This is a genomic window from Pseudophaeobacter sp. EL27 (assembly GCF_900313025.1).
In the GTDB taxonomy this organism is placed as follows: domain Bacteria; phylum Pseudomonadota; class Alphaproteobacteria; order Rhodobacterales; family Rhodobacteraceae; genus Pseudophaeobacter.
Map to the genome: position 1 here is coordinate 169,781 of NZ_OMPQ01000015.1, position 23,467 is coordinate 193,247.

Annotated in this window: 22 protein-coding genes; 10 read left to right on the forward strand and 12 right to left on the reverse strand. The window is 58.6% G+C overall.

Annotation, left to right across the window (positions count from 1 at the left end; genetic code table 11):
• The first annotated feature begins 96 nt into the window (after positions 1 to 96).
• Entirely contained in the window at positions 97 to 579 is a 483-nt protein-coding gene (locus tag ED661_RS19245; protein ID WP_122076171.1) for an SspB family protein, read from the forward strand.
• Between the two features lie 217 nt (positions 580 to 796).
• Here the strand turns inward: ED661_RS19245 and ED661_RS19250 are convergent, their stop codons facing one another.
• Positions 797 to 1,414, reverse strand: a complete 618-nt coding sequence (locus ED661_RS19250; protein ID WP_254054897.1) for a hypothetical protein — start codon at positions 1,412 to 1,414, stop codon at positions 797 to 799.
• A gap of 234 nt (positions 1,415 to 1,648) precedes the next feature.
• Here ED661_RS19250 and fumC point away from each other — a divergent pair, with 234 nt between their 5' ends.
• Genes fumC through ED661_RS19265 form a run of 3 tightly spaced genes read left to right on the forward strand, consistent with a single transcriptional unit; the run spans position 1,649 to position 3,461 of the window.
• Positions 1,649 to 3,043, forward strand: coding sequence for a class II fumarate hydratase (fumC, locus tag ED661_RS19255; RefSeq protein WP_122077059.1), 1,395 nt, complete (start codon positions 1,649 to 1,651; stop codon positions 3,041 to 3,043).
• A complete protein-coding gene (locus tag ED661_RS19260; RefSeq protein WP_122076173.1) occupies positions 3,043 to 3,231 on the forward strand; it encodes a DUF4169 family protein in 189 nt (62 codons plus the stop codon). Before fumC ends, ED661_RS19260 begins: the two co-directional genes overlap by 1 nt.
• Positions 3,228 to 3,461 (forward strand): ribbon-helix-helix domain-containing protein, encoded by a 234-nt coding sequence (locus ED661_RS19265; protein WP_122076175.1) that lies wholly within the window; start codon positions 3,228 to 3,230, stop codon positions 3,459 to 3,461. Before ED661_RS19260 ends, ED661_RS19265 begins: the two co-directional genes overlap by 4 nt.
• Here the strand turns inward: ED661_RS19265 and ED661_RS19270 are convergent.
• The 3 genes from ED661_RS19270 to ED661_RS19280 form a co-directional block, all read right to left on the reverse strand.
• Positions 3,452 to 4,840, reverse strand: coding sequence for a cytochrome P450 (locus ED661_RS19270; RefSeq protein WP_122076177.1), 1,389 nt, complete (start codon positions 4,838 to 4,840; stop codon positions 3,452 to 3,454). The genes ED661_RS19265 and ED661_RS19270 overlap by 10 nt on opposite strands.
• On the reverse strand, positions 4,837 to 6,153 hold the full coding sequence (locus ED661_RS19275; RefSeq protein WP_254054898.1) for a hypothetical protein: 1,317 nt from the start codon (positions 6,151 to 6,153) through the stop codon (positions 4,837 to 4,839). Before ED661_RS19275 ends, ED661_RS19270 begins: the two co-directional genes overlap by 4 nt.
• Before the next feature lie 142 nt (positions 6,154 to 6,295).
• Positions 6,296 to 7,048: a cytochrome c biogenesis CcdA family protein gene (locus tag ED661_RS19280; protein ID WP_122077065.1), complete on the reverse strand. Its 753-nt coding sequence runs from the start codon at positions 7,046 to 7,048 to the stop codon at positions 6,296 to 6,298.
• Positions 7,049 to 7,163: 115 nt separating this feature from the next.
• Between ED661_RS19280 and ED661_RS19285 the strand changes: the two genes are divergently transcribed.
• Positions 7,164 to 7,409, forward strand: coding sequence for a sulfurtransferase TusA family protein (locus ED661_RS19285; protein WP_122076179.1), 246 nt, complete (start codon positions 7,164 to 7,166; stop codon positions 7,407 to 7,409).
• Positions 7,410 to 7,455: 46 nt separating this feature from the next.
• On the opposite strand, the gene ED661_RS19290 is transcribed toward ED661_RS19285, so the two are convergent.
• The 7 genes from ED661_RS19290 to purC all read right to left on the reverse strand — a co-directional run bounded on the left by ED661_RS19290 (position 7,456) and on the right by purC (position 16,696).
• Positions 7,456 to 7,845 carry a nuclear transport factor 2 family protein gene (locus ED661_RS19290; protein ID WP_122076181.1) on the reverse strand — a complete coding sequence of 130 codons (390 nt, stop codon included), beginning with the start codon at positions 7,843 to 7,845 and terminating at the stop codon, positions 7,456 to 7,458.
• Between the two features lie 79 nt (positions 7,846 to 7,924).
• Positions 7,925 to 11,116, reverse strand: a complete 3,192-nt coding sequence (locus ED661_RS19295; RefSeq protein WP_122076182.1) for a ribonuclease E/G — start codon at positions 11,114 to 11,116, stop codon at positions 7,925 to 7,927.
• Between the two features lie 629 nt (positions 11,117 to 11,745).
• Positions 11,746 to 13,083 (reverse strand): sigma-54 dependent transcriptional regulator, encoded by a 1,338-nt coding sequence (locus ED661_RS19300; RefSeq protein WP_122076184.1) that lies wholly within the window; start codon positions 13,081 to 13,083, stop codon positions 11,746 to 11,748.
• Positions 13,084 to 13,116: 33 nt separating this feature from the next.
• Entirely contained in the window at positions 13,117 to 14,889 is a 1,773-nt protein-coding gene (locus ED661_RS19305; protein WP_122076186.1) for an ATP-binding protein, read from the reverse strand.
• A gap of 36 nt (positions 14,890 to 14,925) precedes the next feature.
• The gene (purQ, locus tag ED661_RS19310; protein WP_122076188.1) at positions 14,926 to 15,594 is read right to left on the reverse strand and encodes a phosphoribosylformylglycinamidine synthase subunit PurQ; all 669 of its coding nucleotides are present in this window, start codon (positions 15,592 to 15,594) and stop codon (positions 14,926 to 14,928) included.
• The gene (gene purS, locus ED661_RS19315) at positions 15,594 to 15,824 is read right to left on the reverse strand and encodes a phosphoribosylformylglycinamidine synthase subunit PurS (RefSeq protein WP_122076190.1); all 231 of its coding nucleotides are present in this window, start codon (positions 15,822 to 15,824) and stop codon (positions 15,594 to 15,596) included. The genes purQ and purS overlap by 1 nt, the downstream gene beginning before the upstream one ends.
• Before the next feature lie 110 nt (positions 15,825 to 15,934).
• Positions 15,935 to 16,696, reverse strand: a complete 762-nt coding sequence (purC, locus tag ED661_RS19320; protein WP_122076192.1) for a phosphoribosylaminoimidazolesuccinocarboxamide synthase — start codon at positions 16,694 to 16,696, stop codon at positions 15,935 to 15,937.
• Between the two features lie 311 nt (positions 16,697 to 17,007).
• Between purC and ED661_RS19325 the strand changes: the two genes are divergently transcribed.
• From ED661_RS19325 to bmt, 3 genes are all read left to right on the forward strand, one after another.
• The gene (locus ED661_RS19325; protein ID WP_122077068.1) at positions 17,008 to 17,334 is read left to right on the forward strand and encodes a DUF1476 domain-containing protein; all 327 of its coding nucleotides are present in this window, start codon (positions 17,008 to 17,010) and stop codon (positions 17,332 to 17,334) included.
• 123 nt (positions 17,335 to 17,457) lie between these two features.
• The gene (locus tag ED661_RS19330; RefSeq protein WP_122076194.1) at positions 17,458 to 19,440 is read left to right on the forward strand and encodes a phosphatidylglycerol lysyltransferase domain-containing protein; all 1,983 of its coding nucleotides are present in this window, start codon (positions 17,458 to 17,460) and stop codon (positions 19,438 to 19,440) included.
• A gap of 138 nt (positions 19,441 to 19,578) precedes the next feature.
• The gene (gene bmt / locus ED661_RS19335; RefSeq protein WP_122076196.1) at positions 19,579 to 20,604 is read left to right on the forward strand and encodes a betaine--homocysteine S-methyltransferase; all 1,026 of its coding nucleotides are present in this window, start codon (positions 19,579 to 19,581) and stop codon (positions 20,602 to 20,604) included.
• Positions 20,605 to 20,713: 109 nt separating this feature from the next.
• On the opposite strand, the gene ED661_RS19340 is transcribed toward bmt, so the two are convergent.
• Positions 20,714 to 21,793, reverse strand: coding sequence for a PA0069 family radical SAM protein (locus ED661_RS19340; protein WP_122076198.1), 1,080 nt, complete (start codon positions 21,791 to 21,793; stop codon positions 20,714 to 20,716).
• Between the two features lie 223 nt (positions 21,794 to 22,016).
• On the opposite strand from ED661_RS19340, the gene ED661_RS19345 reads away from it, so the two are divergent.
• Both ED661_RS19345 and ED661_RS19350 read left to right on the forward strand, forming a co-directional pair.
• Positions 22,017 to 22,715 carry a B12-binding domain-containing protein gene (locus ED661_RS19345; protein WP_122076200.1) on the forward strand — a complete coding sequence of 233 codons (699 nt, stop codon included), beginning with the start codon at positions 22,017 to 22,019 and terminating at the stop codon, positions 22,713 to 22,715.
• A gap of 1 nt (position 22,716) precedes the next feature.
• Complete coding sequence (locus ED661_RS19350; protein WP_122076202.1) at positions 22,717 to 23,436, forward strand: DUF1638 domain-containing protein; 720 nt, start codon at positions 22,717 to 22,719, stop codon at positions 23,434 to 23,436.
• The last annotated feature ends 31 nt before the right edge of the window (positions 23,437 to 23,467 follow it).

The window sequence follows — 23,467 nt, forward strand, 5'->3', positions numbered from 1 at the left end:
GAGCTCCAAAATAATGACAAAAACCAGCCGGGCTCCCCTTTAGTTTCTGGTAGAATCCCCTATGCTGGTGCAGCAATTTTAACAGGGGTGTCTTTCATGTCCCGCGAGATCGACTACGGCAATCTGATGCACTCCGCCATGCGCGGCCTCATTCGCACCGTCCTGCAGGATGTGGCGGACAAGGGCCTGCCCGGGAACCATCATTTCTTCATCACCTTTGATACTAACCACCCGGACGCCCAATTGGCAGACTGGTTGCGGGATCGCTATCCCGGCGCCATGACGGTGGTGATGCAGCATTGGTACGACAATCTGGACGTTGGTGAAGATGGCTTTGGCATCACCCTGAACTTCGGTGACGCACCAGAACCGCTCTATATTCCCTATGACGCGATCGAGACCTTTGTCGATCCTTCGGTTGAATTTGGGCTGCGGTTTGAATCCGCAGATGAAAATGACGATGAAGAGCTCTCTCACTTGGATGATGAACCTGAAGTGGACGACAGCGATGAGGATGACAACGCGCCGCGCGCCTCTGAGGGGGATGTTGTGTCGCTGGACAGTTTCCGCAAACACTAGTCCCATCACAAGTCCCGCGTTCATCTAATTGGGAGTGGGCACCCTCCGCTTTGCTGGTGGAGCAGCACGTGGTGACTGTTTTGGACTCTTCACAGACGGCCCTGCCTGAATATGTCGGCTTGCCCGTACTCGAATCTCAATACACCCTCAATGTAGCAACAGGGAACATAGCGACTGGCTCAGTCTTTGCTCAGTCGCCTTTCCTCTGGCCTGGCCATCATTGACGCAGAAGCTCAGCTTCAATCTGGCGCACAGGCTCGCCATTGCGGTGCGTTTGAAAAACCAGAGCGAGCCCTTCTTCGGTCAGGCTGCGGTCATATTGCTGCATCTCATAATCGCCGTTTTGGTGAATAAACATCGAAAACACCGTCAATGTATCGCCGGTTAGGCGCGCCCAGACATAGGGCTGCCCTTTCATCGGATCCTGCTGCACCTCATGACCAAAGACATTCCGATGCATCGCCGCAGAAAAAATTCCTCTGCGGTCACTTCGGATGAACTCAACCGTGTAAGATTTCTCCTTGCGCCGCCCGTCCTCTTTTTCGGTTACCGTGCTCCACTGAACCTCAAAGCCATTATGGGTCTCGGAAATCACCACGCTCAAATTACGCAGATCACGCGTTCCATCGCTTTGCGTTACTTCAGCCGAGCCAGAATAATGGCCCAGAAAATCGGATACCTCATGGGCCGAAGCCCGGGAAACCTGGCCAAAGAGCAGCGCGAGGGTAAAAACCAGCAGCGACAAAACCACAGGAAGAATCCGTTCTTTGAACGGGCTTGGTCGAAGGGCTTGTGCCGCAAATACCGGGCGGCAGGGTTCGACTTTTTGGATCACAGTGATCTCCCATTGTACTGGCAATAAACGGGTGCCTAGTGGCCAAAGCCTCCGCTTCACATCCATTCTAAAGATCTGAGTACATCTAGCAATGACATGGAACAATCCCAATTGGGCGAATTCTCCCTATACCCCGGCCCGTGATAAGCTATGCTGCGCGCAACTGGCCAATTGCGTCGCGAGGACGCAGAGGATAAACGGCATGCAACGGCATACCAGACGGAGATAGACAAGATGTCCGATACCCGCACCGAGACCGACAGCTTTGGTCCGCTAGAGGTTCCTACAGACAAATATTGGGGCGCTCAGACACAGCGCTCGATCATGAACTTCCCCATTGGTTGGGAAAAGCAGCCCGTCGCCATCGTGCGCGCCCTGGGTGTGATCAAACAGGCCTGCGCCATGGCCAACAAGGCCTCCGGCAAGATGGAAGACCGCATCGCGGATGCCGTCATCGCCGCTGCGGGTGAAGTCATCGAGGGCAAGTTTGACGACAACTTCCCACTGGTGGTTTGGCAGACCGGCTCCGGCACCCAGTCCAACATGAACTCCAACGAGGTCATCGCCAACCGTGCGATTGAGATGCTCGGCGGCGTGATCGGATCAAAAGACCCGGTTCACCCCAATGACCATTGCAACATGGGCCAGTCCTCCAACGATACTTTCCCCACCGCCATGCATATCGCCACCGCCATGTCGGTACGTGACGTGCTGCTGCCCGGTCTGGAAAAACTCGCCAAGGGTCTTGAGAACAAATCGGAAGAGTTCAAAGACATCATCAAGATTGGCCGGACCCATACCCAGGATGCGACTCCGCTGACTCTGGGTCAGGAATTTGGGGGCTACGCCCATCAGATCCGTCAGGGCATTGCCCGTGTCGAGCTGGCCATGCCCGGCATCTATGAGCTCGCTCAGGGCGGCACCGCTGTTGGTACCGGTCTGAACACCCAAAAGGGTTGGAGCGAGACCGTCGCCGCCAATATGGCAGAGATCACCGATCTGCCCTTTGTCACCGCCCCCAACAAGTTTGAGGCCCTGGCCGCCCATGACGCCATGGTCTTCCTGTCGGGCGCCCTCGCGACCATCGCAGGCAGCTGCTACAAGATCGCCAGCGACATCCGCTTCCTGGGCTCCGGCCCCCGTTCCGGTCTGGGAGAGTTGATCCTGCCCGAGAACGAGCCAGGCTCCTCGATCATGCCCGGCAAGGTGAACCCCACCCAGGCCGAGGCCCTGACGCAAGTGGCGGCCCATGTCATGGGCAATGACGCGGCGATCAAATTTGCCGGCAGCCAGGGCCATTTTGAGCTCAACGTCTATAACCCGATGATGTCCTACAACCTGTTGCAGTCGATCCAGCTCTTGGGCGATGCCACCGACAGCTTTACCGAACGGATGCTGGACGGCATTCAGGCCAACGAGCCACGCATCGACAAGCTGATGAAAGAATCGCTGATGCTGGTGACCGCTCTGGCGCCGACCATTGGCTATGACAATGCCACCAAGGTTGCCAAGACCGCCCACAAAAACGGCACCACCCTCAAAGAAGAGGCCATCGCGCTTGGCTTTGTGGATGAGGCGACCTTTGATGCGGTTGTTCGCCCCGAGCAGATGATCGGTCCCAAGGACTAATGGGCATGCCGGTCAATCTGAACCGGTATCGCAAGACCCAGGCGCGGGCCAAGGATAGGGCCCGCGCTGACGAAAACGCTGTCAAATTTGGCCGAAGCAAGCTGGAAAAAGAGCTGGAAAAGGCCCGTGCTGCCAAGGCAAAGCGTGATCTTGATGGCCACCTTGATGGCGACAAGAGCGACCAATGAACAGCCGCCCTCGTAAACACTCCCTGACCTTACGCGGGCACCGGACATCGGTCTCATTGGAAGATCCCTTTTGGCTGGCTTTTCGCCAAATCGCCAGCCGAACTGGCAGACCGATCAATGAGTTAGCAGCCGAAATTGATGAAGCTCGCGGGGCAGATTGCGGATTGGCCTCTGCCATTCGGCTGTTTGTTCTACGTGATTTGCAGTCGCGTCTTTTCGCTCAGGACTGACCTGCCGCCTCGCGCGGGGTCATCTGCAACCAGATCCCATTCCTTGAGCGCACCGTCAGATGCGCCACCGGCACAGGGGCTGCCCCCTTAACGCAGGCAATTTTGAAATGGCGCAGGATCATCGACAGGATCAATGGCCCCTCCACCATGGCAAACCCAGCCCCCGGGCAGACACGCGGCCCGGCGGAGAAGGGAATATAGGCATCACGCTGGCATTGCTTGCCATTCTCCGTCTGCCAGCGGTTCGGGTCAAACCCGTCCGGATTGTCCCATAGTTTTTCATGCCGTTGCAGATGCCAGGGGCTGAGCACAATCTGCGCCCCCTTCGGCACCGACCGGTTGCGGAAGGTCACCGGGCAGCTGGCCTCGCGCACCATCATTGGCACCGGCGGATAGAGCCGCAGCGCCTCACGAAACACATCCCGCGACAGGCGCAATTTTGAGATCGCGGCAAAACTCTCATCCTCCAGCGCGCCAGCTTCCTGTGCCAACTGCTCCTGCCAGTCGGGATATAGCGCCATCAGATAGAGCGTCCAGGCTAGGGCCGAGGCACTGGTTTCATGCCCCGCCAGAAAGAAGATCGCCACCTGATCCACCATTTCCTGCGCGTCAAAGCGCGCCCCGGTTTGGGGATCCGTCGTGGTCATGATCTTGGTGGCCAGATCCTCGGGCGCGCTGCCTGCCTCAATCTCTGCCATGCGCGCTTCGGTCAGGTCGGTGAACAGCGCCCGGATGACATTGGCGTTGGGGCGGGTCCCACGTCGAAAAAACCGCGGCATCCATTTGGGCAGCGGCACAAAGGCCGCCAGGTTCAACAGGGGCTGGCTGCGTTGATAATCGCGAAACCGGGTAAAGACCTCTCCGGCAACCTTATTCTCGATGGGGATCGAAAACAGGGTGCGAAAGATCACATCCGCCGCCACATGGCTGGTGACCTCTTCCACCTCGATCTTGGCGCCCTGCCCGACCTGCGCCAGCAAACGCAGTATCGCAGAATCCGCAGCGGCCCGCATTGCCGGATAGGTTGCCTTCAATCGCCCACCCTCAAAGGCGGGATCAATGATGCGACGCTGGCGCTTCCAGGTCTCGCCATTGGTCAGGAACACCGAATTTCCCAGTAGCGGTTTTAGCCCCTCTGCTATGCGATCAGACTTGGGGAAGTCATCCGGCTGCTCTTTCAGCACCCGCTTGATCAGGTCGGGCTGATTGATCAGATAGGAGCGAAAACTCGGGGCGCGAAATTCGGCCATCCAGGCCCGGTACAGCTTGGCCGGTTGCGCTGACAGGATATCCTCGCGAAACAGCTTTACATACCGCCACAGCGAAACACGATTGGGTCGTGCGGCGGGTTTGGGTGGCTGTCTTTCAGATGCGCTCATTCCGGTCTCACCGAAATATATTTGGACACAGGCACGTCAATCCGGCTCCCTGAGGCTTTGCGGGACCGATAGCGCTGCCGCAGCGTCTGTGCCCCGGCGGTAATGCGGAAGTAGTCATAATCACCAGGCCGGTCAAAGGCGCATAAGTACTGAAAATGCAGCCGGAAAAACCGCCAGCGCAACTCGGCCCATCGCGCCGGGCTCAGTGTCTGGGTGAAGGCGGCGGAGAACACCAGGGGCCAGCGCTTGTCAGGGGGGGCAACGCCACTGACCGAGACCGGATCACAGAGTGCAAAGGCACAGCCATCGCCCGGTGCCGAGACATCAACCCAGGCTATTTCCTCCCGCTGGGACAGATATTGCAGATCGGCGCGCAAGCGGCTGGCGCGGGGCAGGAAAGACACCATCGGCACCACCTGCCCCAGAGACAGAAACCCGATTTCAGGACAGGTCTCGGGCAGGCCTTCCCGGATCAGATCCGCCAGAACCGAAACCCCGACATGCGCCCCCGAAGAATGCCCAACAACCAGCAGCTCATCAATATCGCCTGCCCTCAAGGCCGCGCTGATCTCTTCCTTAAAGGCGGCAATCCGCGCCTCCAACTCAGGTGGGTTTTCCCCGCGTGAAGCAGCTGAATAGGCGTAGTCATGCATCAGGTAATAGGCAAAGAACTTACCGTCCTGCTTTTTGAACCACCTGAGCAGGGCAAGGGCCGCCGCTGCGCCGATCCCCCAACCGGGCAGCTGCAAAACCCAGGACATCTGGTCTCCGAGCAAAGCCAGAACTGCCTCCCAGCCCGCAACACAGGCCCAGAGCAATAGAAGGGCAAGGAGTGCCTGAACCAGCAGCATGCCAACAGGATAGAGCGCCGCGATCACAGGGCCCTTGCGCAGCCGCATGAGGCGACCCAGGGTGCCAGAGGTGATATAAATCCAGGCGGTGCGGATCAGTTGCAGATAGGTGCCCGCAATTGAGGCATCCATACTGTCGCGCACAATATCAGACCAAACCAGCACGCTAAACTCTGACCGTACAGGGTGATCATCAATCGCAGCTGAAACCCGCCAGCCATAGGGGCGCGGCTTCTCGCCTTCGTTAGAAGCGGCTTTTGCCTGAGGCCGCAATGCGATTTGATAGGCGCTGATTTCCGCCTGTGCGGCAGCTTCCTTGCGATACAGCTCTCGGTAGCGGCGCGGGTGAATGGGGTCATAGCCAGGAATATAAAACACCCGCCGCGCACGCACCGGTGCGGCATTCACGTCCTGGCTGGTCTCTGGCTCCGGCCCTGCTGAGCCCGGCACTGCACTGTCCATTCCCTGGCCTCATTGCTTCTGCTGCCAGATTATCCGCAATTTCCGACCAGAGTAAGGCCGCGACAGGGCCTGAAACAGAAAAACCTCTCCCGGACATCTGCCCGAGAGAGGTTGGCTGCATTGGTCAGGAGAACCCTTTGCCCTAGCCCAGAGTGGCGAGGAAGGGGAAGGCCTCCAAGAGCCACCAGGAGAAACTTGAAAACAGGCCAGTGACCAGCATAAAGCCCACCAGCAGCAGCAGGGCGCCCATGATTTTTTCGATCAGCCCCATATGGCGCTTCATCTTGTTCATCACCGCCATTGAGCGGTTGACGAAGATCGCCGCCAGCAGGAAAGGCACGCCAAGGCCAAGCGCATAGATGCCCAGCAGCAGGGTGCCGCGCGTGACCGAGGCCTCGGAGGCGGCCAGCGACAGGATCGCGCCCAGTTGCGGGCCAATGCAGGGCGTCCAGCCAAAGGCAAAGGCCAACCCCAGCACATAGGCCCCAAGCACAGATCCACCCGCCTGCCCGGTATCGACACGCGCCTCCCGGTCAAGGATCGGGATACGGAACACAGATAGAAAATGCAGGCCAAAGATGATCACCACAACACCTGAAGCCTGGGCAAAAAGCTCCTGATTTTGCAGCACAAATGCGCCAAAGAAGGAGGCGGTGAAGCCCAGCAAAAGGAACACCGTCGACAGGCCCATAACAAAGAACAGCGCCGATAGGATCACCTTGCGCCGTGCCGCGGCCGTGCCCTGCATCTCACCAATTGAAACACCGCTCATATATGCGAGATAGGGCGGCACAATCGGCAGCACGCAGGGGGACAGAAAGCTAATCAAGCCGCCCAGCAGCGCCACAAACATGGCAGGCAAAAGACCTGCATCTATGATCTCAATTCCAAACATCTCGTTCCCCAAAATCAGGTTCCCATGACCCATAGACCAGCCCGTAGCAAAGGTCACGAGGGGCATTGGTCACATCCTTGTGGACAGGACGTGAGCAGCGGATTATCTGGAAGCCATGGATACCTTTGCCAACAACAGCGATGCCACCCTGGATGCCATTGGGCTGCTTTGCCCCCTGCCGGTGCTAAAGGCGCGCAAACGCCTGAAAGCCATGGTGGCGGGCGAGGTTTTGCAGGTGCTTGCAGATGACCCGGCTGCCATCATCGACATCCCGCATTTCTGCACCGAGGCCGGGCATGTGTTTCTGGGCCAAAGCGCGGGCGAAAACCATCAGGTCTATCAGATTCGCAAAGGTGGCTAGTCGGCTGGCGAAACCCTCTCCACAAATTCAAATGAATCTTATGACCCTAGACGGGAATTGATCCTGCTGTGGGGGTGTCCTGACTAAAGAGGTTCAGCCAGCCCTCTCCCTGCCGTTGCCAAATGGAAGATACATACATCGCATCCGCCTTTGCAGCACCGGGACGTTGATACCGCGCCAAATATGACAGGCAGGCATGATCCGCACCCAGCTGCAGAACTCGCGCTTCTGTGAGTTCAAAAGAAACCACTGTCGGCCCTTGTCGCAGCTGATCACAGTGATCCGCGCGGGTGGCAAAGCCACTGGGAAAGACGCCGAGAAAATCTACATGAAGCGCAGCCAAATCGGCCTCTGCATCGCCGTCAACCAGGGCCTGCCACACACGTGTCTCCTGTTCCAGGATTTCGCCCAGCAAGTCTGATCTCTCATCAACCACCTTTGGGCACCTCCTAAATTTTCCCCAACCCCCTTTACGCAGCAAAGAAAAAGGCGACCCCGGGGGCCGCCTCTTTGCTTTAACCGATTGACCACCAGCCGCGCCGCTTGGGCTTGGGTGGGGCCGCGGGTTCTGGTTCCGCGACAGCAACCGCCACTTCCGGCTCCGCGCTTGCTGCAATCGCTTCAGGTTCCACTTCAGCTACTGCCGCTTCTGGCTCAGCCGCAGCTACTGCAGGTTCTGCTTCGACTGCGGGCTCTTCAGGGGCCTCTGCAACCGGTTCGCTGACAGCCTCCGTTGTGGCCTCCGCCTCAGCAGGTTCTACGACAGGGGCCTCTTCCGCAGGTGTCTCTTCAACTGCAGCCACTTCCACTTCCGTGGTAGCGGCTTCAGCAGCTGTCGTTTCAGTCACAGTTTCCGCCATGGGTGCATCAGCTGGTGCCTCGGAAACCTCTGCATCCGCTGCCGCAGATGTCACATCTCCTGCCACAGGTGCCTCGGCTTGAGCCGCAGCCTCTTCAGGTGCAGATGGCTCGGCTGCGACCTCAGCCGCAGGCTGGGCTTCAGTCGCACCAGTGGATGCCTCGACGCCTTCAGCCTCTGTGTTCTCGGCAACAGCGGTCTCTCCGGTCTTCTTATTACGCGACCGTCCACCACGGGTACGGGTCCGCTTACGGCTTGGCTTTTTCTCTTCTGAACCCGCTTCGTCAGCGGGCTGGGTATCCGCTGCAGCGTCACCATCAGCTGCGGCTTCAGACGCTTCAGCACTGTCGCTCGCCTCGTTTCCGTTGCTATCAGCCTCAGAGTTTTCACCACCGTTACCAGACTTGCGGCGACGACGCCGACGACGCTTGCGCTTAGGCTTATCTTCGCCATTGCTCTCAGCCTCGGCAGCTTCAGCCACATCCTCCTGGGGCAGTTCGTCCTCATCCGCTTCGGCTTCATCCGCATCGATCTGCGCCATCAGCGAGGTATCCACAGAAACAACCGGAGCCGCAGCGACGGCCACCACACGAGTTGCGGTCTTGAACTTCTCAAGGGTGAAATCTGGGCTGACCAGATGCGCATCCCCTTCGATGCGAACCGACAGACCATAGCGCGTTTCGATCTGCGCGATATGCTCCCGCTTCTGGTTCATCAGATAGTTGGCGATATCGATCGGGCAACGCACCAGAACCTCGCGTGAGCGGCGGCGGGTGCCTTCTTCCTCGATCTGACGCAGGATCGACAGGGCCATGGAATCATCCGAGCGGATCAGCCCCGTGCCGTGGCAATGTGGACAGGGCTGTGTTGTCGCCTCGATCATACCGGGACGCAGACGCTGGCGCGACATTTCCATCAGACCAAAGCCTGAGATACGACCCACCTGAATGCGGGCGCGATCGGTCTTCAGCTTGTCCTTCATGCGGTTTTCAACGGCGGCGTTATTCTTACGCTCATCCATGTCGATGAAGTCGATGACGATCAGACCGGCAAGGTCGCGCAGACGCAGCTGGCGCGCCACCTCTTCAGCGGCCTCCAGATTGGTGTTCAGCGCGGTTTCCTCGATCGAGGACTGTTTTGTCGCCCGACCCGAGTTCACGTCAACAGCAACCAGGGCCTCGGTGGTATCAATCACGATATAGCCACCGGATTTCAGCTGCACTGTCGGATTGAACATCCCACCAAGGTAGCTCTCGACCTGGAAACGGGCAAAGAGCGGCAGGGTTTCCTGGTAGTTCTTCACGTTTTTGGCGTGGGACGGCATGATCATTTTCATGAAGTCCTTGGCGATGCGGTAGCCGCGCTCGCCTTCAACCAGAACCTCGTCGATCTCACGATTGTAAAGGTCGCGGATCGAACGTTTGATCAGATCACCTTCTTCGTAGATCTTGGCAGGGGCAACGCTTTTCAGCGTCAGCTCGCGGATCTGCTCCCAGAGGCGCTGCAGGTATTCATAGTCGCGCTTGATCTCTGCCTTGGTGCGCTTGGCACCTGCGGTGCGCACAATGAGACCGGCGCCAGATGGCACGTCGATTTCGGTGGCGATGTCTTTCAGTTTTTTACGGTCAACGGCATTGGTGATCTTGCGACTAATGCCACCACCGCGCGCGGTATTGGGCATCAGAACACAGTAGCGGCCTGCCAGCGACAGATAGGTGGTCAGAGCGGCACCTTTGTTGCCGCGCTCTTCTTTAACGACCTGGACCAGCAGAACCTGACGGACCTTGATCACTTCCTGGATCTTGTAACGACGTGGACGAGGCTTGCGCGCCGGACGAATGTCTTCGCTGTCGTCTTCGTCGGCAACCGATTCAATGCTTTCATCTTTTGAGCTGGCATCGGCACGTGCCTCACCCTGCTCATCGCTGTCGCCAGTCTCGTTGCTTGCGACCTTGGCTGCTTCGCCGTCGCCAGCCTCTTTGTCAGCCGCGTCTGATTCAGGCGCCTGAACCGTGGCATCCTCAGAAGTTGCTTCAGCAGCAACAGGCGCCTCGGACACGGGCGCCTCTTCTCCTGCGGGTTCCACAGCAGCTTGTTCAGATGTTTCTTGAGCTGGTGCTTCATCGGCAGCGGCTTCAGCGTCTTCGCTCGCAGCTTCAACACTTGCGTCAGCTTCAACACTGGATTCAGATTGGGCTGCACCCTCTTCTTCAGGGCTGGCCTCTTCTGCAACCGTAGGTTCTTCTACAGGGGTGTCAGCGACCCGTTCCATCGGCGAGGAGCCTTCGGGAACTTCGGCCAGCTTGGCCTCATCGCTTTCCACCTCATCCACCAGATCGATGGTTTCCATGCCAGCGATTTCCGAAACCACAGGGGTTTCAGATGTGGTGGCGTCAGAACTTACAGGTTCTTCGACCTTGGCTGGTGCAACTTCTTTGGTTTCCACCGCATCGCCAGAAGTGACTTTGGCCGCTTTGGAGCGCGAGCCTTTACGGCCCCGCGAACGCGAGCGGGAGGGTTTGGACTCTTCGTCCTCATCCCGAGCGCGCTGTGCTTCCGCATAGGCGCGCTCTTCTTCCATCAGGGCTTCGCGGTCGGCAACCGGGATCTGGTAATAATCGGGATGGATTTCCGAAAAGGCCAGAAATCCGTGGCGATTGCCGCCATATTCCACAAAGGCCGCCTGTAGCGAAGGTTCGACCCGGGTGACTTTTGCCAGATAGATATTGCCAGCTAGCTGGCGTTTGTTCTCGGATTCAAAGTCGAACTCCTCAACCTTGTTTCCGTCGACCACCACGACGCGGGTTTCTTCCGCGTGGGTGGCATCGATAAGCATCTTCTTTGCCATGTTTCCTTAGTGCACCTGCCCTGCGCAGGCGCAAGCCTCCCCTTATCAGGGGGCCGCGCATGTATTGGGGGGTGTCTTGTCAGGGCGATCTGGGACGGCGCACCACAGGAGATGGCGCTGGAACTTACGTCCGGTCCTCGTGCCTGTATGCTCTTCGCTCTCGCGCGCGTCATCGCGTTTCTTCTCCGACAGGTCGGGAGGGCCCGTTGCCTGCCTTGTTATCCCTCTTTGATTTGTCAAAGAGGCGCTTAGCTGCTCCGTATGGTTTCGGAGCCAATCGGTCTGTCTTGCTTTTGCGGTTCATGCCGATGTCGGGTCGTTCCGATCACGGATCATGCCGGTCAAATTTGCGAGACAGCGAATCTCAATCAGTGCTGGGCCGGTACGCAGACCGCGTCCCATAGGGTCACCATAAGACCAGCACGGCGGAAATGACAATGGACATTCGTCATTCCTGGCCCGTCGATGCGGCAACAAAGCGGGTAAACTGCAAAATGATGAATGTTAAATTAAAAAAAATCCGGGTCTGGCGCTGACAGGTAGCTCTGTCCCCAGGCCAAATCACTGGCACCCCAGTAGAAAGTAATCTTACCCACAGGGCAACCTATGCCCTGCAGGTAGAAACCGCGTTATCCGAGGTAATCGGAACGCTGCAGCGCGTATTTTGCCATCTTCTCGTTCAGGGTCCGACGCGGCAGGCAGAGTTCTTCCATGACGCTGGCAATCGACCCCTTGTGGCGGCGCATGGTGTTATCAATCAACATACGCTCAAAGGCTTCGACATATTCCTTCAGCGGCTTGCCCTCGGTGGTCATCACCGGCTGCATTTCTTCGTGATCAGACATCAACAATGAGGCAATGGTGCCAGAGCCGCGCCGCGCCTGTAGCACAGCCCGCTCAGCCACATTGATCAGCTGGCGCACATTCCCTGGCCAGGGCGCCTGCAACAGCTGGGCTGCCTCCTGCGCCGAGACCTGCGGAGCGTCACAGCCGTATTCTTCGGCAAATTGTTCACACAGACGAGTGAAAAGCGTCAGGATGTCTTCGCCCCGTTGACGCAGTGGTGGGACCGTGACGCGCAGTGCTGCAAGACGGTAAAACAGATCCGAGCGCAGGGCATCCTCGCAGGTTTTGCCGGCCTCTTGCAGATTGGAAATCGCAATGATCCGCGTCTCACCAGGTGTCCCCTGCTCGTTGATGGCGCTCAGCAGTTTTGCCTGCAGGCTCTCGCTCAGCGCCTCGACCCCCTCCAGAACCAAAGTACCGCCACGGGCTTCTTCCATGGCAGGCAGCAGGCTGTCTTCGGGCTGCATGGGACCAAACAGGCGTTTGGACAGCGCCTCTTCTTCTAGGGCAGAACAGGAGATCAGCACAAATTTCTTACCCGCCCGGCTGCCGACCGCATGCAGCGCATGGGCAACCAGGGTCTTGCCTGTGCCGGTTTCACCGTCAATCAGCACATGACCATCGGCCTGCCCCAGATCCAGAATATCTTCGCGCAGACGTTCCATCACTGGGCTCATGCCGATGAGTTTTTTCATGATCTGGCTACCATCCGACAGCTCACGGCGCAGCGCCCGGTTGTCCAGCGTCAGGCGGCGCGCACCAGTGGCACGTTTTGCCAGCTCTGACATGCGATCGGGGTTAAAAGGTTTTTCAAGGAAATCAAAGGCACCAACTCGCATTGCCTCAACCGCCATTGGTACATCACCATGGCCGGTGATCATGATAACCGGCAGGCCACTATCGCTGCCCATCAGCTTTTTCAGAAACTGCATGCCATCCATGCCAGGCATCTTGATATCCGAAATGACAATGCCAGGGTAATCCGCCCCCAACTCCTTGAGCGCCTCTTCGGCACTGGCAAAGGTCTCGGTGTCATAGCCCGAAAGCGCCAACCATTGGCTGATCGACTGGCGCATATCCTGCTCATCATCCACGATCGCAATTTTCATGGCCTGTGCCATAGGACACCCCTTCTCACTTTTCGTTACGGGCCGCTACTCGGCAGCCTCGATGCCATCCACAAGGATCGGCAATTGCATTTCAAACACGGCGCCGCTTTTTTGTCCGTTGCGCGCTGCGAGCCTTCCCCCTAGGTCGTTCACGATCCCAGAGGAGATGGCAAGCCCCAGCCCAACCCCGTCACCGGCCTGTTTGGTGGTGTAGAAGGGATCAAACAGGCTTCCAAAATCCTCAATCCCCACCCCATTGTCGCGCACCGACAGGGTCGCAGTCTCACCCGCAGCCAGGAGGATCTCAACCTCAGGCTCCTCAACCGATTTGGTGGCATCCAGCGCATTGCGCAAGAGGTTGACCATAACCTGTTCTAACCGCATGCGATCGGCCATGACAAAGACCGGATCATCCGGAAGGATACGGGTGATCTTGACATGGCGCTGGCGCAGCTGTGGCTCCATCATCGACAGGCTGGAGGCCAGCGCATCGCCAAGGTTTACAGGGCTAAAGGCATCACCGCCCTTACGGGCATAGGACTTCAGCTGGCGCGTAATCGCCCCCATGCGTTCGATCAGATCATCAATCCGGCCAAAGGAGGCCAGCGCCTCATCAGGGCGGTTGCGATTGAGCAAAAGCCGCGCCCCAGCCAGATAGGTTTTCATCGCCGCCAAGGGCTGGTTCAACTCGTGGCTGACAGCTGCCGACATCTCGCCCAGAGCCGCCAGTTTTGAGCTCTGCGCCAGGCTTTGTTCTGCCACCGCAAGGGTCTTTTGCATGCGTTCGCGCTCGGCAATTTCCCGCTGGAGCCGTGCGTTCAATACGCGAAGCTCCGCCGACTCCCGCTGGAACAGCGCCATGCGCAGCGCGGTCTTGCGGCTGAGCGCATAAAAGGCCAGCGCCAGCAGGATGGCGAATCCCATGATCTCCAGTGCCAAAACCGCGTTCACCCTTTCGCGGATCGAAGCAAAGGTGGTGAAAGAGGTCATCCGCCAGCCCTGAAACGGCACCCGGTTCTCCAGCCGCATCACCGCCTCACCCTGCAAATAGGCATCAGCTGGCAGGGTGCTCCAGTCCGCCGTCGCGCGGATGGCGCGCTGAATGGCGCTTTCGGGGGTCTGCAACAGCAGCGCCTCCCCCTCCTTGAGGCCCCGCCAGCGCGCCTCGGTTGCCAGGACGATATTGCCCTTGCTGTCGGTGACCATCACCGCATCCGAAACCCCGGCCCAGGCGCGTTCAAATTTGCGCAGATCAACCTCGATGACGATCACGCCCAGCAGGCCCGATATATCCACCACCCGGCGGGAATAGGTAAATCGGTAGCCGCCCACTTCGCGTTTGATCACGGAAAACACCGTCGATCTGGCGCGGGCGGCATCAACAAAATAGGCCTCATTGCGATGGTTTTCGCCCAACCGGTTACGATTGGTCGCCGCAACTGTGCGACCGTCATTGGCCATCAGCATGATCGAGTCCGCGCCGATTTCCTCAATGAAGGACAACAGGCGCTGGGTTGATAGAGAGAAGTCCTGGCTTTGCAGGGCCGCAATCAGGGTCTGATCCCGCGCCAGCAGCTGAGGCACAATCGCATAACGTCGCAACTCGCTGACAAGGTTGCCAGAATAGAGCGCCAGCCGCAGTTCGCCGCGATTGCGGGTACTGTCGGTAAAGCGATGGGTCAATTGCTGGTTGGTCACCCAGACAGTGACTGCCGCAACCCCCATGAACAGCAAAAGCGCCAGTCGCGCTCCCCAGGGAATGGTGCGCGATCCGGTCTCTTTTTCTGGGGCTGCTTTGGGAGTCTGCGGCGCATTCATAGGTTTACCCTATTCCTGGCGCCGCAGGAGCTCAAGTCACGCCGCGGCGACAATACCGGCCAATGCGCGAAAGACTGCCGTTCCGTCGGTGCCACCATGACCTTCGTCAGCGGCGCGCTCTGGGTGCGGCATCATACCAAGCACGCGGCGGTTTTCAGACAGGATACCGGCGATATCATCAACCGACCCATTTGGATTGTCCGCATAGGTAAAGGCAATGCGGTCCTGGTCTTTCAACGCGGCGATGGTCTCTGCATCGGCAAAGTAGTTGCCATCGTGATGCGCGATCGGAATGCCGATCACATCGCCCTTGGCATAGCCATTGGTAAAGACACTGTCTTCGGTGGCGACCTGCAGATCGACGGTGCGGCAAATGTATTTCAGCCCGGCATTGCGCAGCAATGCGCCTGGCAGAACACCCGTCTCGGTGAGGATCTGGAAGCCGTTGCAAACCCCCATGGCATAGCCGCCACGGTTGGCATGTTCGACAACTGCCTGACAGATCGGCGACTGGGCCGCAATGGCACCGCAGCGCAGATAGTCCCCATAGGAGAAACCACCGGGAACGCCTACGATATCAATACCCTCGGGCAGCACACTGTCCTTGTGCCACACCATTGAGACATCAAAGCCGGCCTGTTCAAAGGCAACCGCAAGATCGCGGTCGCAATTGGATCCGGGAAATACGACGACGGCTGCTTTCATCACTTCATCTCGATGCTGTAGGATTCGATCACAGTATTGGCGAGCAGCTTTTCGCACATCTCGGTCACATCGGCCTCGGTGGCGCCCGGCGTGAGGTCAAGATCAATCACCTTGCCCTGACGCACGCCTTCGACCTTATCAAAGCCCAGAGCCCCAAGCGCGTGGCGCACGGCCTCACCCTGTGGATCCAGAACCCCGTTCTTCAGCATTACATGCACCCGTGCCTTCATCGTGTCGTTCCTCAGCTTCGATGGGAGCCGACCCCTGGTCGCGCCCTTTGCAGAAAATGTAGTACCCCCCCGGCTCGACGGGAGATAGGGGAGAGAGTATGTTCACCAGATCAGTTCACCAGCGTCGGCTTGCTGGGGCTTGGCGGATTGTTTGGCATCACGCCCAGACGGCGCGCCACTTCGCTATAGGCATCGGTCAGACTGCCCAGGTCGCGACGGAACACATCCTTGTCGAGCTTCTGCCCGCTCTCAATGTCCCACAGGCGGCAGCTGTCGGGGCTGATCTCATCGGCCACCACCAGACGCTGGAAATCGCCGTCATAGACGCGGCCAATTTCGATCTTGAAGTCCACCAGACGGATCCCAACACCAAACATGACGCCGGACATAAAGTCGTTCACCCGCAGCGCCAGGCTGAGGATATCATCCATATCCTGCTGACTGGCCCAGCCAAAGGCCGCGATATGCTCTTCGGAGACCAGCGGATCACCCAGGCTGTCGTCTTTGTAGCAGTACTCGACGATGGGACGCGGCAGCTGTGTGCCCTCGTCGATGCCAAGCCGTTTGGACATGGAGCCCGCAGCGTAGTTGCGCACGATCACTTCCAGGGGAATGATCTCGCAGGACCGCACCAGCTGCTCACGCATGTTCAGACGCTTCAGGAAATGTGTCGGCACGCCGATCTGGCCCAGGCCTTTCATGAAGTATTCGCTCAGCAGGTTGTTCAGGACACCTTTGCCTTCGATCACGTCTTTCTTTTCGGCGTTGAACGCGGTGGCGTCATCCTTGAAATACTGCACGATGGTGCCCGGTTCCGGACCTTCATACAGTGTTTTGGCTTTGCCTTCGTAGATCTTCTTGCGACGTGCCATGAGGAGCCTTTCGAGGTAAAGGCCAGGAATCCCGGCCCGGTTTCTTGCCGCTCTCATAGGGCAAGGGGGGAATTGCTGCAAGTATAGTGGCGCGAACCAGAGGAATAGAACCGCATTTGGAAAGAGTGTCGCAGGCAAACCCGCAAAAATCCGCGAGACATCTGGGATCTGGCCCGGCGATCTACCCAATCCTGGTCGCAAAACAGGGTAAGCGCTGGCCCCGTTCAGACCGGCAAATTGTCGCAATCGCTGTCTCCAGCCCCATATTGTCCCATATCGATACCAATACAGTGCTTTTTGGAGGACGTGACATGACGACATTTGATGACCGCGTACAGGCCTTTGAGGCAAAATTTGCGCATGACCTTGATCTCCGATTTCAGGCCCGGGCCCGCTGCAACAAACTATTAGGGCTTTGGGCAGCGGATATCCTGAGCCTGAGCGATGCACAGGCAGAGAGCTATGCCTCTGATGTTGTTACCGCTGACCTGCAACACCCCGGCCATGATGATGTGTTGAACAAAATCCTCGCAGACATGCAGGCAAAAAACCAAACGCAGATAACCGCAGATGACATCAAGGAACAGATGTCCGCGTTTATGACTGAGGCCTGCGCAGAAATGCTGGAAACCACCTAACCGCAAGGGGCACATCAAATCCCCCTCCGCTAGGGCCCATTTGCGGGTGCAATTAACGTCACAAAAACCTGAGCTTGCTAGCCTGATCTTTCTGCCCCTTCCGGGCCCCGCAGAAAGATCACAATGCAGAGCCTCAAACTCCCTTCGGCAGGACAGCCTTTTCAGGTCCTGCGCCTGACCGCGCCCTTTGCCATGGCTGCCCTTTGCCTCTGGGCGCTTTCGACCCGTATTGATCTGCCATCGGCTGCGGATCTTGGCGGCATGCTGGGGGAGTTGCAGCTCTGGCAATGGTTGGCTGCTTGTAGCGCCACTTGTTTCAGTTTCTGGGCTTTGGGGCGCTATGATGCCGTGGCCCATCGTCACCTGCAAACAGGCCTGGATGGCCCCCAAGCCCGTCGCGCCGGAATGGCGGCAATCGCTTTTTCGCAGTTTGTGGGTTTTGGCCTGGTTACCGGCGCCTATGCGCGGTGGCGATTGGTACCCGGGTTGACCGTGATGCAGGCAGCACAGCTGACCGGGTTGGTGGCTTTGACCTTCATGGCGGCACTGGCGGTGATCTGTGGCCTTGCCATGGTGCTTTTTCCTGTCTTTGCCTGGTTCCGCCCCCTCGGCGCCCTGCTTGTTGCCCTCGCACTCGCCGCCAGCACCTTCAGCTTTGTTGCCCCCCGGTTGACCCTCGGCCCCCTTTCGCTGCGCTGGCCCTCGCTGCGCGCCATGCTGGCGTTGTCCGTTTGGGCACTGATCGATGTAACAGCCGCCGGAACGGCCCTCTGGATCCTGTTGCCCGCAATGCTCGAGATTTCCTGGACAACCCTTCTGGTGGTCTATGCCATCGCTCTGGGCGCCGCGATCCTGTCCTCAGCGCCCGGCGGCACCGGCCCCTTGGAGCTGATGATCTTTACCCTGCTTCCCGCGCAGGACAGCACCGGGCTATTGGCGGCACTTTTGGCGTTTCGACTGGTCTATTATGCCCTGCCCGCCGCAATTGCCTGTGTGATCATGGTTGTGCCCGAGCGGCTTAAATCCATCCGCGCGCCGGTTACCGATCCCGATCTTCTGGGCGCCCAGCACCGGGCAGCAGAGATGCTGCCGCATCACCGGTTCCGGGCCGAAAGCGGCGTGATCCGGCAAAATGGTGGCCATGTTCAGGCCTTTGGGTTTAACCAGCTGGCGCTGCTGAACACCCCACAGATTTCTGTGGCCCTGTTTGACCCGATGAACGGAGTGTTCAAAGAAACCCTGGCCCCTTTGCAACGATACGCACGCGAGCGCAATGCCACGCCCTGCTTTTACAAATGCTCAGCCCGCAATGCTCTCGCTGCCCGCCAGGCGGGTTGGGTGGTCTTACGTATCGCCGCCGAGGCTGTGGTCACGCCCCTGACCTTCAGCGAGGCAGGGTCCAGCCATCGCCAGTTGCGCCGTAAACTGCGCCATGCCGAAAAGGCAGGCATAACGGTGCGCCCGGCTCCGCCCAGCCTGCCACTGGAACAGATGGAAGCCTTGGATCTGGCCTGGCAAAACCACCATGGCGGTGCGCGTGGCACCACCATGGGACGATTTGAAGCCAATTACCTCGCTACACAACGGGTCTTTCTGGCCTGGCAGGGAGAGCGCATTATCGGATTTGTCAGCCTGCATATAGCAAATGCGGAATGGTGCCTCGACCTCATCCGCATCTGCCCCGACGCCCCTGATGGAACGGGTCACAGCCTGGTGCGGGCAGCCATTGCGGGCGCCAAGCAAGAAGAGATCCCACGCCTCTCGCTCGCTGCGGTTCCCGATCACCGTTATGCCGCCCGAATGGATCCCGGCCTGCGTCGCTTCAAGGCCTGTTTTGCACCTGAATGGCGGCCCCGCTACATGGCCTGCCCCAATTGGGGGGATATGGTGATCGCGGGGTGCGAGCTTTTCCGCCTGATCCATCGCCCTGACCCGGTACAACCCGCGATCCTGATGCGGTCAGACGATCTGCGTAGCAGCCTTGGCCTCAACCTGCCCGGGGTTTTACCAGGATCAGAAACTGAGGCCGCCGAATGGAACGGCGAAGCCCAACTAACAGAGAACCAATCCCCACGGGCGGCGCCACAGGCTTCACGCGCCTCATAATCAAGTTGAGGATTATGCAATTGCCCTTAATGCGCACTCATGACACAGCAGGCGTGAACTTTTGCTGCTCTTGAGCGATAGGACAGCCGAAGGGGCCAAACCAGCCCGCACTTGCCTCTCCTTTTACAGGACACACCGATGACCAAATTCTTTGCTGATTTCCTTGCGGAAAAAGACGTTCTTCTGGCCGATGGGGCCACTGGCACCAACCTCTTCAACATGGGTTTGCAATCCGGCGATGCGCCGGAACTGTGGAACACCGATGAGCCCAAAAAAATCATGGCGCTTTATCAGGGCTCTGTCGATGCGGGCAGCGATCTGTTTTTGACCAACAGTTTTGGCGGCACTGCTGCACGTCTGAAACTGCATGACGCCCAGGGTCGGGTACGTGAGCTGAACCGCGCTGCGGCCGAATTGGGCCGCGAAGTGGCCGACAAGGCCAGCCGCAGGATTGCTGTCGCAGGCTCCGTTGGCCCAACCGGTGAAATCATGCAGCCAGTCGGCGAGATGAGCCACTCCCTGGCGGTTGAAATGTTCCACGAACAGGCCGAGGCCCTGAAAGAGGGCGGCGTCGATGTGCTCTGGGTGGAGACCATTTCCGCCCCCGAAGAATTCCGCGCCGCCGCCGAGGCCTTTGCCCTGGCGGATATGCCCTGGTGTGGCACCATGAGCTTTGACACTGCGGGCCGCACCATGATGGGTGTAACCTCTGCCGACCTGGCTCAGCTGGTTGAAGAGTTCTCCAATGCCCCGCTGGCTTTTGGTGCAAATTGCGGCACTGGTTCTTCGGATATTCTGCGCACCGTGCTGGGCTTTGCCGCCCAGGGTACCGAGCGCCCGATTATCTCCAAGGGCAATGCCGGCATCCCCAAATATGTCGATGGCCATATCCACTATGATGGCACCCCGGAACTGATGGGCGAATATGCTGTTATGGCACGGAATTCCGGCGCCAAAATCATCGGTGGCTGCTGTGGCACCATGCCCGACCACCTGCGCGCCATGCGCGAAGCCCTGGACACCCGTCCGCGCGGTGAGCGCCCCAGCCTGGAACAGATTGTCGAAGTGCTTGGTCCCTTTACCTCAGCCAGCGATGGCACCAGCGCAGAAGATCAGGCCGCCACAGAGCGTCGCTCCCGCCGGGGCGGTCGCCGTCGCGGCTAGAAGACTGACGAATGTAATAGAAAATGTTCAAGGGGGCAGTGCGCAGGCATTGCCCCCTTGTCCTTGACGCACACCTCATGGCGGTTCAGTGCGCGCCTGACTGTATGGCTCAGAACAGAGCCATCTGATCCCCGGGTTGTGCTGGACGCTGGAACAGATCGCAGGATAACGGAGCCGCGCTGCTTTGCAGCCCCAGGCGCTTACAGGCCATCTGAAAGCGTCGCCCGATCATCTCGGCATATTCCCCCTCGCCGCGCATGCGCTGCCCCCAACGCGGGTCATAGTCACGCCCCCCATGCATTTCGCGCAGCCGCGCCATCACCTTAGCCGCGCGCCCCGGCTCATGCTCTGCCAGCCAGGCCTGCCAAAGCTCCGATACTTCCCGTGGCAGGCGCAGCATGATCCAGCTGGCCGCATCTGCCCCCGCCGCAGCCCCGGCGGCCAGCAGCGCCTCCAGCTCGTGGTCTGTCAGCCCCGGCACCACCGGCGAGGCCATCAACCGCACCGGCACCCCGGCGCTGGTGAGGCGGTTGATCACCGCCAGTCTGCGCGCTGGCGTCGGCGCACGGGGTTCCATCCGGCGCGACAGGTCCGGGTCCAGCGTGGTGACCGAAATGCCAACCCGCACCAACCCCTTGGCAGCCAATTCGGACAGGATATCGAGATCACGCTCAATCAGGCTGCCCTTGGTCACGATGGCAACCGGGTGATTGAAATCCCGCAGCACTTCCAGACAGGCGCGCGCCAGCCCGTGGTCACGTTCGCAGGGTTGGTAAGGGTCAGTATTGGTGCCCATGGCCAGGGTCGCCACCCGGTAGCGCGGCTTAGACAGCTCCTGGCGCAGCACCGCGGCCACATTGGGGCGGGCAATCAGCCGGGTTTCAAAATCCAACCCCGGCGACAGGCCCAAGTAGGCGTGACTGGGACGAGCAAAACAATAGATGCAGCCATGTTCGCAGCCACGATAAGGATTGACCGAGCGATCAAAGGGCAGGTCCGGCGAGCGATTGTATGAAATGGCACTGCGGACCTGTTCGAGCCGAATCTCGGTGGGAATCACCTCAGGCTGCGGCTGCTGTTCCCAGCCATCATCGACCGCTGCGCGCCCCATATCAAAACGACTTGGCGCATTGCTAAGGCTGGCGCGCGCTTTGCGACGCAGCACTGGATTGTGAATCACCTGTTCCATTTTGGCATTGTGGTAGTAAACTTAGAACAAACAAAGAACAAACCCGAGAAATCGAAGATTTCCTTGCGAATTCTTCATTATCAATCTGCTATTTTTGGCCCTATAGGTCGGTTCGGACAACGGCAATGTCGCAAATAATGCAGTCTCGACGCGGCAAAATGGCCCAATAGTCGACATAACGATGCCACGCAGGGGACTCCCCGCCCACTCAAGGAATAGGCGCATGTCAGAAGAAGAAGATATCATCCTGGCGGAACTGGACGATGAAGAACTTGTCCAACAGATGTTTGATGACCTTTATGACGGGATGAAGGAAGAAATCGAAGAAGGTGTGAACATCCTTCTGTCGCGCGACTGGGAGCCCTACAAGGTGCTGACCGAAGCACTGGTTGGTGGTATGACCATCGTTGGCGCTGACTTCCGCGATGGCATCCTCTTTGTGCCTGAAGTTCTGCTGGCGGCAAACGCCATGAAGGGCGGCATGGCCATCCTGAAGCCACTGCTGGCCGCAACCGGCGCGCCGCGCATGGGCTCCATGGTGATTGGCACCGTCAAAGGCGACATCCACGACATCGGCAAGAACCTGGTTTCCATGATGATGGAAGGCGCTGGTTTTGAAGTTGTCGATCTGGGCATCAACAACCCAGTTGAAAACTACCTGGAAGCGCTCGAAGAGCACCAGCCCGACATTCTGGGCATGTCCGCCCTGCTGACCACAACCATGCCCTACATGAAGGTCGTGATCGACACCATGGTCGAGCAAGGCAAGCGCGACGACTATGTTGTGCTGGTTGGTGGCGCGCCACTGAACGAAGAATTTGGCAAGGCAATTGGCGCTGACGGCTACTGCCGTGATGCCGCTGTTGCGGTGGAAATGGCCAAGGACTTTGTTGCGCGCAAGCACAACCAGATGAGCGCCTGATTTGGCACGTAAAGGACGTGCAGCCCGTTTAAACGAACGGGCTGCATTTCGCCCCCCTACGGGGCGTTCGCTCGAGGAAAGCTCCCTCACCGAACAGGGCCTGGCCGCCCCTGAAAAGAAACATGGCCGTATCCTCCTGATCGCCTGTGGCGCCCTGGCGCGCGAGATCCTTGCCATCAAGGAGATCAACGGGCTGGATCACATCGACCTCACCTGTCTGCCTGCAAAACTACATCTATATCCCGATCAGATCACGACTGCGGTGGAAGGCGCTGTGCGAAAGCACCGCAATACCTATGATCAGATCTGCGTAGTCTATGCCGATTGCGGCACTGGCGGTGCATTGGAACAAAAATGCACCGAACTGGGCGTGGAAATGGTGGCAGGGCCGCATTGCTATTCCTTCTTTGAGGGCAATGAGGTCTTTGCTGAACACGCTGAGGCCGGAGAGATCACCGCCTTTTATCTGACTGATTTTCTGGTGAAGCAGTTTGATGCCTTTATCTGGAAGCCCATGGGGCTGGATAAAAACCCGGAACTGCGGGGGATGATCTTTGGCAATTACACCAAACTGGTCTACCAATCCCAGCTCTCGGACCCTGCCCTCCTGGAAAAGGCCCGCGACTGCGCCACGCGCATGGGGCTAGAGTTTGAGCACCGTCACACTGGCTATGGCGAGCTGCAAGATGCCTTGCTGCACTGGGGCAAGCCCAAAGCCTGAGGCAACGATGGTCGCTCAGGCTTTGAACTCA

Excerpts from the sequence above, each read along its gene's own strand:
- ED661_RS19245 (WP_122076171.1), top strand. The coding sequence starts at position 97 with ATGTCCCGCGAGATCGACTACGGCAATCTGATGCACTCCGCCATGCGC.
- fumC (WP_122077059.1), top strand. The coding sequence starts at position 1,649 with ATGTCCGATACCCGCACCGAGACCGACAGCTTTGGTCCGCTAGAGGTT.
- ED661_RS19260 (WP_122076173.1), top strand. The coding sequence starts at position 3,043 with ATGGGCATGCCGGTCAATCTGAACCGGTATCGCAAGACCCAGGCGCGG.
- ED661_RS19265 (WP_122076175.1), top strand. The coding sequence starts at position 3,228 with ATGAACAGCCGCCCTCGTAAACACTCCCTGACCTTACGCGGGCACCGG.
- ED661_RS19270 (WP_122076177.1), bottom strand. The coding sequence starts at position 4,840 with ATGAGCGCATCTGAAAGACAGCCACCCAAACCCGCCGCACGACCCAAT.
- ED661_RS19275 (WP_254054898.1), bottom strand. The coding sequence starts at position 6,153 with ATGGACAGTGCAGTGCCGGGCTCAGCAGGGCCGGAGCCAGAGACCAGC.
- ED661_RS19280 (WP_122077065.1), bottom strand. The coding sequence starts at position 7,048 with ATGTTTGGAATTGAGATCATAGATGCAGGTCTTTTGCCTGCCATGTTT.
- ED661_RS19285 (WP_122076179.1), top strand. The coding sequence starts at position 7,164 with ATGGATACCTTTGCCAACAACAGCGATGCCACCCTGGATGCCATTGGG.
- ED661_RS19295 (WP_122076182.1), bottom strand. The coding sequence starts at position 11,116 with ATGGCAAAGAAGATGCTTATCGATGCCACCCACGCGGAAGAAACCCGC.
- ED661_RS19300 (WP_122076184.1), bottom strand. The coding sequence starts at position 13,083 with ATGGCACAGGCCATGAAAATTGCGATCGTGGATGATGAGCAGGATATG.
- ED661_RS19305 (WP_122076186.1), bottom strand. The coding sequence starts at position 14,889 with ATGAATGCGCCGCAGACTCCCAAAGCAGCCCCAGAAAAAGAGACCGGA.
- purQ (WP_122076188.1), bottom strand. The coding sequence starts at position 15,594 with ATGAAAGCAGCCGTCGTCGTATTTCCCGGATCCAATTGCGACCGCGAT.
- purS (WP_122076190.1), bottom strand. The coding sequence starts at position 15,824 with ATGAAGGCACGGGTGCATGTAATGCTGAAGAACGGGGTTCTGGATCCA.
- purC (WP_122076192.1), bottom strand. The coding sequence starts at position 16,696 with ATGGCACGTCGCAAGAAGATCTACGAAGGCAAAGCCAAAACACTGTAT.
- ED661_RS19325 (WP_122077068.1), top strand. The coding sequence starts at position 17,008 with ATGACGACATTTGATGACCGCGTACAGGCCTTTGAGGCAAAATTTGCG.
- ED661_RS19330 (WP_122076194.1), top strand. The coding sequence starts at position 17,458 with ATGCAGAGCCTCAAACTCCCTTCGGCAGGACAGCCTTTTCAGGTCCTG.
- bmt (WP_122076196.1), top strand. The coding sequence starts at position 19,579 with ATGACCAAATTCTTTGCTGATTTCCTTGCGGAAAAAGACGTTCTTCTG.
- ED661_RS19340 (WP_122076198.1), bottom strand. The coding sequence starts at position 21,793 with ATGGAACAGGTGATTCACAATCCAGTGCTGCGTCGCAAAGCGCGCGCC.
- ED661_RS19345 (WP_122076200.1), top strand. The coding sequence starts at position 22,017 with ATGTCAGAAGAAGAAGATATCATCCTGGCGGAACTGGACGATGAAGAA.